This window comes from Pseudomonas sp. UBA6562, from assembly GCF_002434265.1.
Taxonomy (GTDB): Bacteria; Pseudomonadota; Gammaproteobacteria; order Pseudomonadales; family Pseudomonadaceae; genus Aquipseudomonas.
Genome location: NZ_DJJS01000010.1, coordinates 62,052 through 77,266, shown reverse-complemented (window position 1 = coordinate 77,266; position 15,215 = coordinate 62,052). Strand labels below are relative to the sequence as shown.

The following is a 15,215-nucleotide window of genomic DNA, read 5'->3' as shown; positions in this document are numbered from 1 at the left end:
AAGGGAACCACCCTGGGAAATTATGTGTGGCTCACGCAGGCTCGACGCTGACCCACCAGTCGGTCAGGCGCCGAACCCGCACGGGGAGGGCCGCCTCCAGCAGGCGCAAGGCCTGCTCGGTATCGTCCAAGGGGAAGGTGCCCATCACCGTCAGGTCGGCGATGACGGGCGCGTAGCCCAGGTAGCCATGCCGGTAGCGGCCGAGCGTGTCGACCAGCTCGGACAAGGGCATGGCGTCGGCCGCCAGCATGCCCCAAGTCCAAGACTCGCCCGCAGCTTGCGCGGCCGTCGGCGCGGCGAGCCCGGTCGCCGTGAAATCGATGGCCTGGCCGGCGAGCACTGGCTGGCGCAGGCGATCGCGCGCCGTGGAGACGCTCGCTTGGCCTTGGTAGACGTTCAACCGCGTATGGCCTTGCCGCTGTTGGACACCCAGGCGCGCCATGCCGGAGGCCACCTGCACCACGCCGCACTCGGTGCTGATGCGCAGCGGTCGTCCGTCGCCAGCGGAGGCTTGCAACAGCACCTCGCCAAAACGCAGGTCGAGCTCGCGGGCGTAGCCGTCGAAGCGCGTGTCCACCGCCGTGCGCGGCCCGAGCCAGAGCTGGCTGCCGTCGTCGAGACGTACCTGGCGCCGGGTGCCGACGCCCGTGGCGATATCCGCCGTCCAACCGGCCTGGCCGGCGACCCGCCAGCCCGTCATCCCCAACAGCGAGCCGACGCCCAGCAACGCCAGCGCTTTGGCGCCTTGGCGCCGCGTGAGGCCTGGCATACGCGCCTGCCTGAGCACCTGCCCAGTCGACGCCGCTTGCTCGCGCAGTGGCGCGAAGCGTTCGCCCACGCCTGCCACGTAGTGCCAGGCCGCCTGGTGCTCGCTGTGCTGGGCGAGCCAGCGCTGCCACTGCTCGTGCAGCGCGGCGGGGCAATCGGCCTCCTGCAACGCGACGTACCACTGCGCCGCCTGTTGCAGGGTGGCGTGACGGATGCGGCCGACCGGCGCCATGCTCATTCCACCAGCACGCCGTCGAGTTCCGCACCCAGCACCGCGCAGTGCACGAACGCCTGGGCCATGTACTTTTTCACCATGCGCTCGCTCACCCCCACGCGCTCGGCGATCTGCCGGTAGGGCATGCCGTCGAGCTGCGCCAGCAGAAAGCTTTCGCGCACCTTGGCCGGCAGGCTGTCCAGCATGGCATCCACCTCAATCAGGGTTTCCAGCACCATGGCGCTGTGCTCGGGCGAAGGCTGCAGCGCATTGGGTTGGCTGGCCAACGCAGCCAGATAGGCGCTTTCCACGTCCCGGCGGCGCCAGCGGTCGATGCACAAGCCGCTGGCGATGGCGGCCAGGAACGAGCGCTCGCCGGCTTCGTCGGTCGGCAGGCGCGGCCGGCCGAGCACGCGCATGAAGGTGTCGTGCAGCAGATCCGGCGCATCCAGGCGGCTGCCCAGCCGCCGGCCGAGAAACCTCAGCAGCCACGGCGCGTGCTGCGTGTACAGGCGGTGTACGGGATGATCGAGGGCATGGGGGGAGGACATGGTAGATCCGACGCAGCGAAGCAGCTAATGAGAAGTGTTCGCGATATTAGTCGGGCGCGGCGTTTATCACAATGCGAGGTCGTCGGGCACGCTTCGCAAGGGCGGCTAGCTGTTGGCCGTGCACCGACGTTTCACGATCCCCGCTTTCGCGGGGTACCCATCCACCGTCATCATGGACCCCCGCTCGCACGCAGGACGCCCCTACGATGAACCCGCTTTCGCCTCAAGCCATCGACTCGCTGGAACAGCAGTTGGGTTTTCCGCTGCCCCCCTTCTATCGCCAGCTGCTGAGCCGTTTCGGCCCTGGTCGGCGAGACGACCTCGAGCTGTACCACCCCCAAGACATCGCGGCGCTGTATGCCCACCACTTCGAAGCACCCGATCAGTTGTTCCGGATGTACTTCCCGTTCGGCTGCAACCACCACACGCAGGAGATCTGGTTGATAAGGATGGACGACTTGAAGGTGGCCTCCCTTTGGCACGAAGCCCATCCCGACGACTATGCGGATGAGTCGTGGGTGGGTGGCGAACGGTGGTTGAGACAGGTAGAACCTGTTTTGAGTCCGCCTATTCAAGCGCTTGTTGAGCCGTAGTGCTCCCTTCGGTAGGCAAAACTTGGCAGTGAGAGAGCGTCCAATGAATGACGCTGCGGACAATGTCTAATCCTATGTGCCATTACATCCGGCAACACCAATTTCTGGTCGTCGCCTCGGGGCGTTGCGTGTCTCTGCTAGACTCACCGCCCTATGTAAGGGCCGGTCTTTGCTCTACCTGGCCCGATGGCTAGCGCTCCGGAGTGGATATGTATCTTCGCAAATTGGAACTGACGAACTTCCGAGCCTTCGCGTCTTTGGTGTGGGAAATCGACGCTGGAGAAGAGCCGGGCTGGCACGTGCTGATCGGTCCGAATGGCTCTGGTAAGTCAGGATTTCTGCGGGCTGGTGCCATTGCCTTTACAGGTGCCATCGAGTTCGCTGCTGCTCGACGTCCGGCGCAAGAATTCATCCGCAGGGCGCCTGGCGTCGTCAAAGCAGTGATCAATGTAGAAGTGGCGCCCACTGCTGACTGGGATACATCGGGCAAGCAGGGGCCCCAGTCTTTGCGCATTGTCAAAGGAGGCCTCTCTCTCCAAAGCGACGGTTTGATCAAGCCCACAACCAGTAGCACGCCGAAATTCTTGGGCGATGGCCGTGGTTGGTTCTCCGCAGCCTTCGGGCCTATGCGTCGTTTCAGCGGCGGTAACCCAGAAAACGTCAGGTTGTTTACAGCATTCCCGCGTCTCGCTCGGCACCTGAGCATCTTTAATGAAGACGTTGCATTGACCGAAGCGTTGGAATGGCTTCAGAGGCTACGCTTCAAGCAGTTGGAGGGCATTTCTTCCAATACGCATGACGGCTTACTTGGAAAGGTCCGCACCTTCATTAATCAACCCGGCTTTCTTCCACACGGCGCTGAGCTCACCGAGGTGAATTCGGAAACCGTGAAGTTTGTCGATGGCAATAATGTAGACGTGCCTATCCTAGAACTGAGCGACGGTTACCGTGCTGTGTTATCGATGACCTTCGAGTTGTTGCGCCTGCTCGTATCGAGGTACAGCGAGGCTATCTTTTCGAAAGATGCCTGCACCGTGCTAGCTCCTGGCGTAGTGTTCATCGATGAGATAGATGCCCACCTGCATCCCTCATGGCAGCGCGAAATAGGCCCATGGTTGACTCGACTGTTTCCCGCTATTCAATTCATTGTGACTACCCATTCCCCCTACGTTTGCCAGACGGCGGCGAGAGGTTCTGTATGGCGACTACCCGAACCGGGTGCTGGGGAACAGCTTCACCGCATCACAGGTGACCAGCTCAATCGCGTGCTTTACGGGGATGTACTGCACGTCTTGAACAGTGAGGCATTCGGTGGCTTACCCGGTCGCTCCGACGAAGCCGTGGATAAACTCGATCGACTGGCTAAGTTGAACAGGGTCATGGACAGGGGCACATTATCCGCCCCGGAAGTCTCCGAACGCCTGAAGCTGGAAAGCACACTAGCCTCGGTGACGGAAGACGAAAGCCTATGATCACCCTCGCCTCGCAAGATCTCGAAGCCAAACAGGTGCAGCGTTTGCAGGCCCTTCAGGACAACGTAGACAAACTCGATGGTTACGAGGCATAAGTGGCTTATGCCAAAAGCAGCTGGAAGGATAAGCCACGAGGTTTGTTCAGCGAGCTGAAAGAGGTCCTGACGCGGATGTGCAGTGGAAACGCCAGGTGCGTGTATTGTGAAGATTCGTTGGCTTATGAAATCGAGCATATGCGACCTAAGGATCTTTTCCCGGAAGTCTGCTACGCCTGGAGTAACTATGTGCTTGCCTGTGGTCCCTGCAATGGCCCCAAGAACAATAAATTTGCCGTGCTGGTAGAACCGCTGAAACGCGTGGACATTACGCGTAAGCCCAATGCAGCGGTGGTTCCACCTGAAAGAGGCCGCCCTGCCCTCCTCGACCCACGCGTCGATGACCCACTCGATTTTTTATGGTTGGATTTTCGAACCTTCCGCTACGTACCCAATACCGATGACGACATGTCCGAGGTTTGGTTACGTGCCGATTATACGATCGACGTACTTGGCCTAAACAAGCGCGATGCACTGGTCCGAGGCCGTAGAAGCGCCTTCTCCGGGTTCAACGCGCGGCTGTCCGCGTGGATAAACCAACAGCACCAATTGACCGCCGTAGAGCGCCAGGTATTTATCGAAGACTTTCGGAATGAGCGATACAGGGGGGTATGGGAAAGGATGAAGCGCTATAACAATGAGTTGCCTTTGCTTGCCAAGTCCGCGGAACTGATAAAGGCGGCGCCAGAAGCGTTGCAGTGGTAAACGTCAAGCACTGACTCAACCGTGCCTACCGTGCCCGAACAACCGGACACGGCAGCATACCTACTCTGCGCAAACGCCCATCAGCGCGTCAATCGCCAAGCTGTCACTCTTTCTGATTCAGATAGTCCGTCAGAAACGCCTGCGCATTCCCCGCGTCCGACAACCCGTCCGAATACGCGAGCCTGATCACCTGCGACTCGCCCGGCAGGTACAGCTCGCTGGGGCTCCAGCTATCCGGGCCCTGGATGAGCAAGGCTGCGAACGGCTTGCCGTCGACGGTGGTGAAGTAAGAGGTACGCTTATCGGTCTTCTCCACCTTCATCTTCTGGATGCGCATGTTCCAGTCATTGTCCACGCCCTCAACCTGCACCAGCGCTTCGTTGGCGCTACGCTCGCCGATGCGCAGGGTCCAGACCTTCACGCCGTGCTCGCCGATGTAGGCCACGACCTTGTCGGCCACCGGTGGGCGATCTTCGGCGTGGGCCAGGCTGCTCAGCAGGGCCAGGGAGGCGATCAGGGCGGCGGCCCACTTGCGGTACGTCAACATGGTGTTCGGTCCTCGAAAGTCAGATGGGCTGCATTAAACGAGGCATGCGCCGAGGTGCCAAGCGCCTTGGCCGTGGTTCACAACAAAGCGCTTGGAAATCACAACCCGATGGCTGAAGTTGTGAACTGTTCGGCAATGGCCAAGCCCCTTCACGGCCGCCGTCCGTATGAAGGAAGGACGGCGGCCCACGCATCACGCTCAGCGCGTCAGTTCCCGGCGAACGATTTCGGCCCCCGCGCTCAACGCGCGCAACTTGCCGTTGGCCACATGGCGCGGCAACGGCGCCATGCCGCAGTTGGTGCACGGGTACAGCTTGTCGGCATCGACGAACTGCAAGGCCTTGCGCAGCGTATCGGCCACTTGCTCGGGGGTTTCGACGGTGTGGTTGGCGACGTCGATGGCGCCCACCATGACCTTCTTGCCGCGGATCAGCTCGATCAGTTCCATCGGCACATGGGAGTTGTGGCACTCCAGCGAAACGATGTCGATGCTCGATTGCTGCAGCTTGGGGAAGGCCTCTTCATACTGCCGCCATTCCGAACCCAGGGTTTTCTTCCAGTCGGTATTGGCCTTGATGCCGTAGCCATAGCAGATATGCACGGCGGTTTCGCATTTGAGGCCTTCGATGGCGCGCTCCAGGGTGGCGACGCCCCAGTCGTTGACGTCGTCGAAGAACACGTTGAACGCCGGTTCGTCGAACTGAATGATGTCGACCCCCGCCGCTTCCAACTCGCGGGCTTCCTGGTTGAGGATCTTGGCGAACTCCCAGGCGAGCTTTTCGCGGCTTTTGTAATGGTTGTCGTACAGCGTGTCGATCATGGTCATGGGGCCGGGCAGCGCCCACTTGATCGGCTGGTCGGTCTGCGCCCGCAGGAACTTGGCGTCCTCGACGAACACCGGCTTCTGCCGGCTCACCGCACCTACCACGGTGGGCACGCTGGCGTCGTAGCGATCACGGATGCGCACGGTTTCGCGACGCTCGAAGTCGACGCCGTCCAGGTGCTCGATGAAGGTGGTGACGAAGTGCTGGCGGGTCTGCTCGCCGTCGCTGACGATGTCGATACCCGCTTGCCGTTGCTCGTGCAGGGCCAGGCGCAGCGCGTCCTGCTTGCCCTCGAGCAGTTCGGCGCCTTGCAGTTTCCAGGGCGACCAGAGGGTTTCGGGCTCGGCCAGCCAGGCGGGTTTGGGCAGACTGCCGGCGGTGGACGTGGGAAGCAGCTTGTTCATCGGGCGATAACCTTGTGTTCGGGGCGTGTCAAAGCGCGTAACCGGCGGACCACTGTTCGAGCAGGGCGCCGTAGGGCTTGATGAAATGTTCTTCGGCGAAGCGGCCTTGCTCGAGGGCCAGGCGGCTGCGCTCTTCGCGGTCGTAGACGATGCGCGTCAACGAGTAGTCTTCGTGCTGCAGGCTGGGCTGGTAGCGTTTGCCGGCCGCCGAATTGGCGTTGTAGATCTCGGGCCGGTAGATCTTCTGGAAGGTGTCCATGGTGCTGATGGTGCTGATCAGCTCCAGGGCGGTGTAGTCGGCCAACAAGTCGCCGGCGAAATAGAACGCCAGGGGCGCGACGCTGTTGGCGGGCATGAAGTAGCGCACCTGCAAGCCCATCTTGGCGAAGTAGTCGTCGGTCAACGAGTGCGCGCTCTGCACGTACTCGTAACCCAATACCGGGTGGTGGTTTTCGCTGCGCTGGTAGGTCTTGCTGCTGGACACGCTCAGGCAGATGACCGGCGGCTTGCCGAAATGGGCCTTGTAGTCCGCCGAATTGACGAAGCACTTGAACAGCTTGCCATGCAGCTCGCCGAACTGCGCCGGGGCCTCGGTCGCGCCGGCACGCTGCGACAGGCGCACGCTGAAATCGTAGTCGCGCACGTAGGACGAGAAGTTGTTGCCGACGATGCCGTCGATGCGCTCGCCGGTCTGCCGGTCGAGCACGGTGGTCTTGAGCATTTCGATCAGCGGCAGCGCGGTGCCCTGGCCCTCGATGCCCGGTTCCGCCACCTGCATCGCCACCGATACGATGTCCAGCTCCACCGCGTAACGGTCGGCATTGGGGTTGTCCCAATGGGCGAGGGCGTTGAAGCGGTTGTCGATCATCTGCAAGGTGTTGCGCAGGTTGGCCTGGCGACGTTCGCCGCGGGCCAGGTTGGCGAAGTTGGTGGTGATCCGCGTGTTGTCCGCGGGCCGGTAGTGCTCATCGAAGCGAATGCGCTTGATGGTGAAGGCGAAGTCGTTGGCCATGTCGGTCCGGCACCCTGATGCGTTGAGAACGTTCAGTGCCTACCCGATCGCCTGGCGGTTGCCGCGTGGGTAGAAACACCGTTCCTGATGGGGGCCAGTGTAGGGAGGACTGCCTTCGGCGACTAATGAGCGTTTTTCAAAGGATCTTTAGCAGGATTCAAGTTCATGCTCCTATCTCCCGCGCCTCTTACCCATTGCGGCAACTTGTGTTCAGCGCTGCCCGCGCCGTTGCAGGCGAAAGCCCTTGGGCGTACAGCCGGTTTCGCGCTTGAAGAAACGTGAAAAATACGCAGGTTCGCTGAAGCCCAGGCTGTCGGCGACCTCGCTGACGGTCATGGCGGTGTAGACCAGGTTGCGCTTGCCTTCGAGGGTCAGGCGCTGGTTGAGCAGTTGCAGCGCCGACCGGCCGGCCAACTGTCGGCACAGGGCATTGAGATGGGCAGTGCTGACGCCAATGGCCTGGGCGTAGAAGTCGATGGGCCGATGCGTCCTGAAGTGCCGCTCGATCAGTCTGCTGAACTGCGCAAGGTGCTGCTGCCCACGGCTCTGCGCGCTCGCCACCTGCTGCGGCCGTTCGCCGGCGCGGCGCGCGACCCACACCAGCAGTGCGCCGAGCAAAGCGTGCAGCATCAGCTCGCGCTCGGCACGTGGCACGGCGTATTCGTCCAGCAGCCGAGCGAAGAGGTCGTCCAGATGGGCGCGATCGGACCCGGCCGCATACGCGCCTGGGCGGTCGAACGGCTGGCCCTGCACGCCGGCGCCCATGGCATCGAGGGCCGGCTTGGCGAGGCTGAGGATGCAGCCCTGGATGTCTTCGGAAAAGCGGAAACCGTGGATGCTCATCACCGGCACCACCTGCAGGGTGCCGGGGCCGAGCTGGCGTGCCTGCCCTTCGATCGACACCTGCGCCCGGCCCGCCTGGACATACAGGAACTGGACCAGGTCCGCATGGCGGTGGGTCTTGATCTGCCAGTCGTGCAAGCGGCTCCTGGCGGGGATCGACTCACAGTGCAGCAAGTCCGGGGTCGGCCAGGCGGTTTCGCCATACAACTTGAAGACCGGTACCGACAGCGCGGCCTGAGCCATGGCGCAACCCTCGAAAAGTCCATGAATGCACACGGAAATTGCCTTCTTTCCTGCGCGCCACCCGCCAAAAATACAGGCGCTCGATAAAAAAACCCTGGGCCGCAGTGCCCGTGAGGATAACAACAATGCATACCAAGATCGCCATCATCGGCGCCGGCCCCTCGGGCCTGCTGCTCGGCCAACTGCTGCAACGGGCCGGCATCGACAACGTCATCATCGAACGCCAAAGCGCCGAACATGTGCTCGGCCGCATCCGCGCAGGCGTGCTGGAACAGGGCACGGTCGACCTGCTGCGCGAAGCAGGTGTGGGCGCGCGCATGGACCGCGAAGGCCTGTCTCACGACGGTTTCGACCTGGCCTTCGACGGCCGCCTGGCGCACATCGACCTGCCGCCGCTCACGGGCGGCAAGCGCGTGATGATCTACGGCCAGACCGAAGTCACCCGCGACCTCATGCAGGCGCGCGCCGCCACTGCGGCGCCCACCTTCTACGCCGCGAGCGAGGTGGCCGTGCATGGCCTCAAGAGCGGCAAGCCCTATGTCACCTTCATCCACGCCGGCCAGCCAGTGCGCCTGGACTGCGAGCTGATCGCCGGCTGCGACGGTTACCACGGAGTGTCGCGTCGCTCCATTCCCGAAGGCGTGTTGAAGACCTTCGAACGGGTCTATCCCTTCGGCTGGCTGGGCGTGCTGGCCGACACCCCGCCGGTCAACCCTGAGCTGGTGTATGCCAGCCACGAGCGGGGCTTCGCCCTGTGCAGCCTGCGCTCGCCCACGCGCACGCGCTATTACATTCAGGTGGGCCACGAAGAGCGGGTCGAGGATTGGTCCGACGAGCGTTTCTGGGCCGAGCTCAAGCGGCGCTTGCCGGCGCCCATCGCCGCCCGGCTGGTGACCGGCCCGTCCATCGAGAAGAGCATCGCCCCGCTGCGCAGCTTTGTGGTCGAACCCATGCAGTACGGCGAGCTGTTCCTGGTCGGCGACGCGGCGCATATCGTGCCGCCGACCGGCGCCAAGGGCCTGAACCTGGCGGCCAGCGACGTCAGCACCTTGTTCAACATCCTGCGCAGGGTCTACGGCGAGGGCCGCCGCGACCTGCTGCAACGTTATTCGGAGGTCTGCCTGAAGCGGGTCTGGAAGGCCGAGCGGTTTTCCTGGTGGATGACCCGCCTGCTGCACCGTTTCCCCGACACCGACGCCTTCGGCCAGCGCATGCAGCAGGCCGAGCTGGACTATTTCGTCGGCTCGCCGGCGGGGCGCCAGAGCATTGCCGAGAACTACGTGGGGCTGCCCTACGAGCCGATCGAATGAGGCGCATCTGGCCCCTTGCCCAACCAACGTCGTAGACGCCCACGGTTGCCAAGGGGCCTACCCTTGCCTGTATGCTGGCCGGGTCTTCAGGGCGGGGTGCAAGTCCCCACCGGCGGTAAATCGAAAGATGAGCCCGCGAGCGCTCCGACCCGGTCGGAGGTCAGCAGATCTGGTGCGACTCCAGAGCCGACGGTCATAGTCCGGATGAAAGAAGGCGTAGCCAGGTGCCCCGGTGGGCGCCTGCACGCGCATTGTGTTCGCCCCGAGACGTTCATCGATCTGTTACGAGGAGCGTTTCCATGTCCACCCCGCAATTCCCCAACGTCGCGGCCGCCATCGCCGCCTTCCAGGCCGGCCTGCCCGTGCTGCTGCTCGACGACGATGACCGTGAGGACGAAGCGGACATCATCGCCGCCGCCGAAAACCTCTCGCTGTCGAGCATGGCCATGATGATCCGCGACTGCAGCGGCATCGTCTGCCTGTGCCTGGACGAAGCCACGGTCGATGCCCTGGAGCTGGCGCCCATGGTGGCCAACAACCAGGCCCGCCACGGCACCGGCTTCACCGTCACCATCGAAGCCGTCGAAGGCGTCAGCACCGGCGTGTCGGCCCAGGACCGCATCACCACCATCCAGGCAGCGCTGGACTCCACCCCCGGCGACCGGCGCATCGTCAGCCCCGGCCATGTCTTCCCGCTGCGCGCGCGCAACGGTGGCGTGCTGACCCGCCGCGGCCACACCGAAGGCTCGGTGGACCTGGCACGGCTGGCCGGCCTGCGTCCGGCGGCGGTGCTCTGCGAGTTGATGAACCCGGACGGCAGCATGGCCCGCGGCGAACAGGTGCGCACCTACGCCCGCCAGTACCAGCTGCCGGTGCTGACCATCGAAGAGCTGGCCCAGTACCGCCAGGCCATGAGCGCGCGCGAAGCTTTGGCCGTGTGAGCGCGAACCGGCTCGGTGGCGTTTCGGCCGGGCCGGCAGGCCGCCAGCCTCCAACGCTGGCGGCCTGAACGAACACCTGGCTCGGTGGCTTGCCGAGCCAGCGCCGAGGGGGGCCGACCTGGCACCGTCCTCGGCGCAGCTTCTGCAATCGGCGCCTCGATGCATGTGCCGGGCGTTCGAAAGCTGAGCAGGTGTTGCAGGGAAACCAAATACTCCTAGCCATATGGCCGATCACCCTCCACTGCTCGACTGCGTCAGGCATGACACGTAGCCATTTGCTAGCCCTGCCCCGCTCTGCTAGTGTCCCGCCGTTATAGACATCGCCACCGAGACCGTCGCCATGGCCCCCCGCAAGAAAGCCTCCATCGATTTCGAACACTCCCTCGCCGAGCTGCAAACCCTGGTCGAACGCCTGGAAAACGAAGAGCTTTCGCTGGAAGACTCGCTGGCGGCCTTCGAGAAAGGCATCGGCCTGACCCGCGACTGCCAGGACGCCCTGGCCCAGGCCGAGCAGAAAGTGCAGATTCTGCTCGAGCGCGACGGCGAGCTGAAGGCGCGCCCCTTCGACCCGGAGCCCGAAGCATGATCGCGGCCTACCAGGCCACCTGCCAGGCACGGGTCGATGCCGCCCTACAACCGCTGTTCGACGCCCCGTCCCCGGAACTGCAACGCCTTTACGCGGCCATGCGCTACAGCGTCATGAACGGCGGCAAACGGGTCCGCCCGCTGCTGGCCTACGCCGCGTGCGAAGCCCTGGGCGCGCCGGCCGAAGCAGCCAACGGCGCGGCCTGCGCGGTCGAGCTGATTCATGCTTACTCGCTGGTGCACGACGACCTGCCGGCCATGGACGACGACGACCTGCGCCGCGGCCAACCGACTACCCACAAGGCGTTCGACGAAGCCTGCGCCATTCTCGCCGGCGACGGCCTGCAGAGCCTGGCCTTCACTGCCCTGCTCGACCCGCACCTGAGCACGCAGAGCGAAGCGCTGCGCCTGAGCATGGTGCAGACCCTGGCCAGCGCCGCCGGCCCGGCGGGCATGGTCGGCGGCCAGGCCATCGACCTCGGTTCGGTAGGGCTGACCCTCGACCCGCACGCCCTGGCCTTCATGCACCGGCACAAAACCGGCGCGCTGATCGAAGCCAGCGTGCGCCTCGGCGCCCTGGCCAGCGGCCGCGCACAGCCCGCCCAGCTCGAGGCGCTGCAAACCTATGCCCGCGCGGTGGGCCTGGCCTTCCAGGTGCAGGACGACATCCTCGACGTGGAAAGCGATACGGCCACCCTCGGTAAACGCCAGGGCGCCGACATCGCCCGCGACAAACCGACCTACCCCGCCCTGCTCGGCCTGGACGCCGCCAAAGCCTTCGCCATCGAACTGCGCGACCAGGCGCTGGTCGCAGTGCAAGGGCTGGGCGAATCCGCCGAGCCGCTGCGGGCCCTTGCGCGCTACATCGTCGAGCGCCGTCACTGACGCACGCCACCGCGCGCGAACACCCGATCGCACCCCATCATCGCTGGCCAGCTACAGGCCGGCGCTGGCTCGCCTTAGCGGACTGGCGTCGCCCAGTCCATGGGCAGCTTTTCCTCCGATGGGGTAAACTGCCACGACTTCGAACCTATAACGACTCGCCTGATGCCCACGACGTTTCAAGAGATCCCCCGCGAACGCCCGGTCACGCCGCTGCTCGACCGCGCCGATACGCCCGACGGCCTGCGCCGCCTGGCCGAAGCCGACCTGGAGACCCTGGCCGACGAGTTGCGCCAGGAATTGCTCTACAGCGTGGGCCAGACCGGCGGGCACTTCGGTGCAGGCCTGGGCGTCATCGAGCTGACCATCGCCCTGCATTACGTCTTCGATACCCCCGACGACCGCCTGGTGTGGGACGTCGGCCATCAGGCGTATCCGCACAAGATCCTCACCGGTCGTCGCCAGCAGATGCTCAGCCTGCGTCAGAAAGACGGCCTGGCCGCCTTCCCGCGTCGTGCCGAAAGCGTCTACGACACCTTCGGCGTGGGCCACTCCAGCACCTCCATCAGTGCCGCGCTGGGCATGGCCATCGCTGCCCGCCAGCAGGGTGAAGAACGCAAGTCGATCGCCGTGATCGGCGACGGCGCGCTGACCGCCGGCATGGCCTTCGAGGCGCTGAACCACGCGCCGGAAGTCGACGCCGACATGCTGGTGATCCTCAACGACAACGACATGTCGATTTCGCGCAACGTCGGCGGCCTGTCCAACTACCTGGCCAAGATCCTCTCCAGCCGCACCTACGCCAGCATGCGCGAGGGCAGCAAGAAGGTGCTGTCGCGCCTGCCGGGCGCCTGGGAAATCGCCCGCCGCACCGAGGAATACGCCAAGGGCATGCTGGTGCCCGGCACGCTGTTCGAGGAGTTGGGCTGGAACTACATCGGCCCCATCGACGGCCACGACCTGCCCACGCTGATCGCCACCCTGCGCAACATGCGCGACCTCAAGGGCCCGCAGTTCTTGCACGTGGTGACCAAGAAGGGCAAGGGCTTCGCGCCTGCCGAGGTGGACCCGATCGTCTACCACGCCATCACCAAGCTGGAACCGGTGGACCAACCGGTCGCGCCCAAGGCCGTCAGCGGCCCGAAATACTCCAGCGTGTTCGGCCAATGGCTGTGCGACATGGCCGACGCCGACCCGCGCCTGGTCGGCATCACCCCGGCCATGAAGGAAGGCTCGGACCTGGTGGCCTTCAGCGAACGCTACCCGGAGCGCTACTTCGACGTGGCCATCGCCGAGCAGCACGCGGTGACCTTCGCCGCCGGCATGGCCTGCGAAGGCAGCAAGCCGGTGGTGGCGATCTATTCCACGTTCCTGCAACGCGCCTACGACCAGTTGATCCACGACGTCGCGGTGCAGAACCTCGACGTGCTGTTCGCCATCGACCGTGCGGGCCTGGTGGGCGAGGACGGCCCGACCCATGCCGGCAGCTTCGATCTGTCCTACCTGCGCTGCATCCCCGGCATGCTGGTGATGACGCCGAGCGACGAGAACGAACTGCGCGCGATGCTCACCACCGGCCACCACTTCGATGGCCCGGCTGCCGTGCGTTACCCCCGCGGCACCGGCCCGAACGCGCCGATCTCCACTGAGCTGCTGCCCATCGAGATCGGCAAGGGTGTGGTCCGTCGCCAGGGCAGCAAGGTGGCGCTTCTGGCCTTCGGCGTGCAGTTGGCCGAGGCTCTGCAAGTGGCCGAGACGCTGGACGCCACGGTGGTCGACATGCGTTTCGTCAAACCATTGGACGAGGCGCTGGTGCTGGAACTGGCCGCCAGCCACGAACTGCTGGTGACGATCGAAGAGAATGCCATCATGGGCGGCGCAGGTTCCGCAGTCGGTGAGCTACTGGCTCGTGAGGCGGTGCTCAAGTCATTGCTGCAATTGGGCTTGCCGGACACCTACGTCGAACATGCCAAACCTGCGCAGATGCTCGCCGAATGCGGCCTGGACGCGGCCGGTATAGAAGCCTCGATCCGCGCTCGGCTGGCGAAGCTAGGTTTGTAGGACCGCCCGGTGTGGGAGCGGCCGGTTCGGCGCTCCGATCAGCCGCGATGGGCCGCAACGCGGCCCTGATCTAGGCTTCGCGTTCACCCTATGGGGTCCGGATTGAGGCCATTGGGCCGGCAGCACCGGCCATCGCGGCTATTCAGAGCGTCGAACCGGCCGTCTCTACAGTGAGAACAGGCCAATTCGTGACCGCAGCGCTTCGGGCCGAGCTATCGCAGCTGATCGGAGCGCCGGGCCGGCCATCCCTGCATGTTCAGCGCTGCTTGAGCGCCGGCGCTGTAGCCTCCAACACGGCGCACAGCCGTGCCGTCGCCTCGATCATCTGTCCGCTGGGTCGCTCGAGGCCTTTGTCCGGCACCACCCGCACGCGCCCAGCGGCCACGGCATCGAGCTGTGGCCAGGCCTGCCAGGCGGCGAGCTGGCGCGGCTCGCCGACCAGAATCACCTGTGGGTTACGCTGGATCACCGACTCGACGCTGACCAACGGGGCCGGCTGCGGCAGGTCGGCGAAGACGTTACGCGACCCGCATACGCTCAGGGCATCGCTGACGATCTGCTGGCCGCCCAGGGTGTACAACGGCGAATCCCACACTTGGTAAAACACCTGCAGCGGCGTTGGCCGTGCGTACTGCGCGCGCAGCGCCTGAAGCCGCTGGCGCAGCGCGGCGGCATGGCGCCGCCCGGCTTCGGCGCGGCCGATGCGCGCGGCGAGGGCTTCGATCCTTTCGATCAACTGGTCGAGGGTATGCGGGTCGCCGCTGAAAGTGGCGATGCCCAGACTGTCCAACTGCTTGCGCTGGGCGGCCGGTACGGCGCCGGGCCAGAGCAGCAGGAGGTCGGGCTGTAGGCTGAGCAGGCGCTCCAGGTCGAGCTGCCCGTAGCGTCCGACCGTAGGCAAGTGGCGCACCGCCTCGGGCCGTTCCTTACCGTCGAGCACGCCGACCAGCAGGTCTTGGGCATTTAGTTCGAGCATGACGTCGGTCATCGACGGCGCCAGACTGACCACGCGCAGCGGCACGTCGGCGAACGCCAATCCCGAGCAAAGCAGCAGGCCCAGCCACAGTGCCCGCACTCAGCTCGGCGCCTTGCCTGCGGGGGACGGCGAACGGTCGCACGCTTTTCGAACGGGACGCCTCCGAACGACAGAGGCGCGGTGAGAGCCT

Annotated in this window: 15 protein-coding genes and 1 riboswitch; of the genes, 8 read left to right on the top strand and 7 right to left on the bottom strand. The window is 64.6% G+C overall.

The window, feature by feature from the left end; translation table 11 throughout:
- Positions 1–31: 31 nt before the first annotated feature.
- A complete protein-coding gene (locus tag B4M43_RS20310; RefSeq protein ID WP_296269253.1) occupies positions 32–1,000 on the bottom strand; it encodes a FecR domain-containing protein in 969 nt (322 codons plus the stop codon).
- 2 nt (positions 1,001–1,002) lie between these two features.
- Complete coding sequence (locus B4M43_RS20305) at positions 1,003–1,533, bottom strand: sigma-70 family RNA polymerase sigma factor (RefSeq protein ID WP_296269252.1); 531 nt, start codon at positions 1,531–1,533, stop codon at positions 1,003–1,005.
- Between the two features lie 206 nt (positions 1,534–1,739).
- Here B4M43_RS20305 and B4M43_RS20300 point away from each other — a divergent pair, with 206 nt between their 5' ends.
- From B4M43_RS20300 to B4M43_RS20290, 3 genes are all read left to right on the top strand, one after another.
- Entirely contained in the window at positions 1,740–2,126 is a 387-nt protein-coding gene (locus tag B4M43_RS20300) for an SMI1/KNR4 family protein (protein WP_296269251.1), read from the top strand.
- Positions 2,127–2,335: 209 nt separating this feature from the next.
- A complete protein-coding gene (locus tag B4M43_RS20295) occupies positions 2,336–3,598 on the top strand; it encodes an AAA family ATPase (protein WP_296269250.1) in 1,263 nt (420 codons plus the stop codon).
- 95 nt (positions 3,599–3,693) lie between these two features.
- Positions 3,694–4,398, top strand: coding sequence for a hypothetical protein (locus B4M43_RS20290; protein WP_296269249.1), 705 nt, complete (start codon positions 3,694–3,696; stop codon positions 4,396–4,398).
- 103 nt (positions 4,399–4,501) lie between these two features.
- Here B4M43_RS20290 and B4M43_RS20285 read toward each other — a convergent pair whose 3' ends face one another.
- The 4 genes from B4M43_RS20285 to B4M43_RS20270 all read right to left on the bottom strand — a co-directional run bounded on the left by B4M43_RS20285 (position 4,502) and on the right by B4M43_RS20270 (position 8,270).
- Positions 4,502–4,945 carry a hypothetical protein gene (locus B4M43_RS20285; protein WP_296269248.1) on the bottom strand — a complete coding sequence of 148 codons (444 nt, stop codon included), beginning with the start codon at positions 4,943–4,945 and terminating at the stop codon, positions 4,502–4,504.
- A gap of 198 nt (positions 4,946–5,143) precedes the next feature.
- A complete protein-coding gene (locus B4M43_RS20280; RefSeq protein WP_296269247.1) occupies positions 5,144–6,172 on the bottom strand; it encodes a methionine synthase in 1,029 nt (342 codons plus the stop codon).
- A 28-nt stretch (positions 6,173–6,200) separates the two neighbouring features.
- Positions 6,201–7,184 carry a DUF1852 domain-containing protein gene (locus tag B4M43_RS20275; protein ID WP_296269246.1) on the bottom strand — a complete coding sequence of 328 codons (984 nt, stop codon included), beginning with the start codon at positions 7,182–7,184 and terminating at the stop codon, positions 6,201–6,203.
- 210 nt (positions 7,185–7,394) lie between these two features.
- Positions 7,395–8,270, bottom strand: coding sequence for a helix-turn-helix domain-containing protein (locus B4M43_RS20270; RefSeq protein WP_296269245.1), 876 nt, complete (start codon positions 8,268–8,270; stop codon positions 7,395–7,397).
- Positions 8,271–8,395: 125 nt separating this feature from the next.
- Here B4M43_RS20270 and pobA point away from each other — a divergent pair, with 125 nt between their 5' ends.
- The 5 genes from pobA (at position 8,396) to dxs (ending at position 14,049) form a co-directional block, all read left to right on the top strand.
- A complete protein-coding gene (gene pobA / locus B4M43_RS20265; protein ID WP_296269244.1) occupies positions 8,396–9,580 on the top strand; it encodes a 4-hydroxybenzoate 3-monooxygenase in 1,185 nt (394 codons plus the stop codon).
- Between the two features lie 78 nt (positions 9,581–9,658).
- A riboswitch (FMN riboswitch) is annotated at positions 9,659–9,800 on the top strand.
- 79 nt (positions 9,801–9,879) lie between these two features.
- On the top strand, positions 9,880–10,521 hold the full coding sequence (ribB, locus tag B4M43_RS20260) for a 3,4-dihydroxy-2-butanone-4-phosphate synthase (RefSeq protein ID WP_296269243.1): 642 nt from the start codon (positions 9,880–9,882) through the stop codon (positions 10,519–10,521).
- Positions 10,522–10,861: 340 nt separating this feature from the next.
- Positions 10,862–11,107 (top strand): exodeoxyribonuclease VII small subunit, encoded by a 246-nt coding sequence (locus tag B4M43_RS20255; RefSeq protein ID WP_296269242.1) that lies wholly within the window; start codon positions 10,862–10,864, stop codon positions 11,105–11,107.
- Positions 11,104–11,991 carry a farnesyl diphosphate synthase gene (locus B4M43_RS20250; RefSeq protein ID WP_296269241.1) on the top strand — a complete coding sequence of 296 codons (888 nt, stop codon included), beginning with the start codon at positions 11,104–11,106 and terminating at the stop codon, positions 11,989–11,991. The genes B4M43_RS20255 and B4M43_RS20250 overlap by 4 nt, the downstream gene beginning before the upstream one ends.
- A 162-nt stretch (positions 11,992–12,153) precedes the next feature.
- Positions 12,154–14,049, top strand: a complete 1,896-nt coding sequence (gene dxs / locus B4M43_RS20245; protein ID WP_296269240.1) for a 1-deoxy-D-xylulose-5-phosphate synthase — start codon at positions 12,154–12,156, stop codon at positions 14,047–14,049.
- Between the two features lie 256 nt (positions 14,050–14,305).
- On the opposite strand, the gene B4M43_RS20240 is transcribed toward dxs, so the two are convergent.
- Positions 14,306–15,124: a cobalamin-binding protein gene (locus B4M43_RS20240; RefSeq protein WP_296269239.1), complete on the bottom strand. Its 819-nt coding sequence runs from the start codon at positions 15,122–15,124 to the stop codon at positions 14,306–14,308.
- Positions 15,125–15,215 lie beyond the last annotated feature (91 nt).

Bases quoted from the DNA above. Each gene is read 5' to 3' on its own strand.
- B4M43_RS20280 (WP_296269247.1), bottom strand. From the start codon at position 6,172: ATGAACAAGCTGCTTCCCACGTCCACCGCCGGCAGTCTGCCCAAACCC.
- B4M43_RS20250 (WP_296269241.1), top strand. From the start codon at position 11,104: ATGATCGCGGCCTACCAGGCCACCTGCCAGGCACGGGTCGATGCCGCC.
- B4M43_RS20305 (WP_296269252.1), bottom strand. From the start codon at position 1,533: ATGTCCTCCCCCCATGCCCTCGATCATCCCGTACACCGCCTGTACACG.
- B4M43_RS20300 (WP_296269251.1), top strand. From the start codon at position 1,740: ATGAACCCGCTTTCGCCTCAAGCCATCGACTCGCTGGAACAGCAGTTG.
- B4M43_RS20255 (WP_296269242.1), top strand. From the start codon at position 10,862: ATGGCCCCCCGCAAGAAAGCCTCCATCGATTTCGAACACTCCCTCGCC.
- dxs (WP_296269240.1), top strand. From the start codon at position 12,154: ATGCCCACGACGTTTCAAGAGATCCCCCGCGAACGCCCGGTCACGCCG.
- B4M43_RS20285 (WP_296269248.1), bottom strand. From the start codon at position 4,945: ATGTTGACGTACCGCAAGTGGGCCGCCGCCCTGATCGCCTCCCTGGCC.
- B4M43_RS20270 (WP_296269245.1), bottom strand. From the start codon at position 8,270: ATGGCTCAGGCCGCGCTGTCGGTACCGGTCTTCAAGTTGTATGGCGAA.
- pobA (WP_296269244.1), top strand. From the start codon at position 8,396: ATGCATACCAAGATCGCCATCATCGGCGCCGGCCCCTCGGGCCTGCTG.
- B4M43_RS20295 (WP_296269250.1), top strand. From the start codon at position 2,336: ATGTATCTTCGCAAATTGGAACTGACGAACTTCCGAGCCTTCGCGTCT.
- B4M43_RS20310 (WP_296269253.1), bottom strand. From the start codon at position 1,000: ATGGCGCCGGTCGGCCGCATCCGTCACGCCACCCTGCAACAGGCGGCG.
- B4M43_RS20275 (WP_296269246.1), bottom strand. From the start codon at position 7,184: ATGGCCAACGACTTCGCCTTCACCATCAAGCGCATTCGCTTCGATGAG.
- ribB (WP_296269243.1), top strand. From the start codon at position 9,880: ATGTCCACCCCGCAATTCCCCAACGTCGCGGCCGCCATCGCCGCCTTC.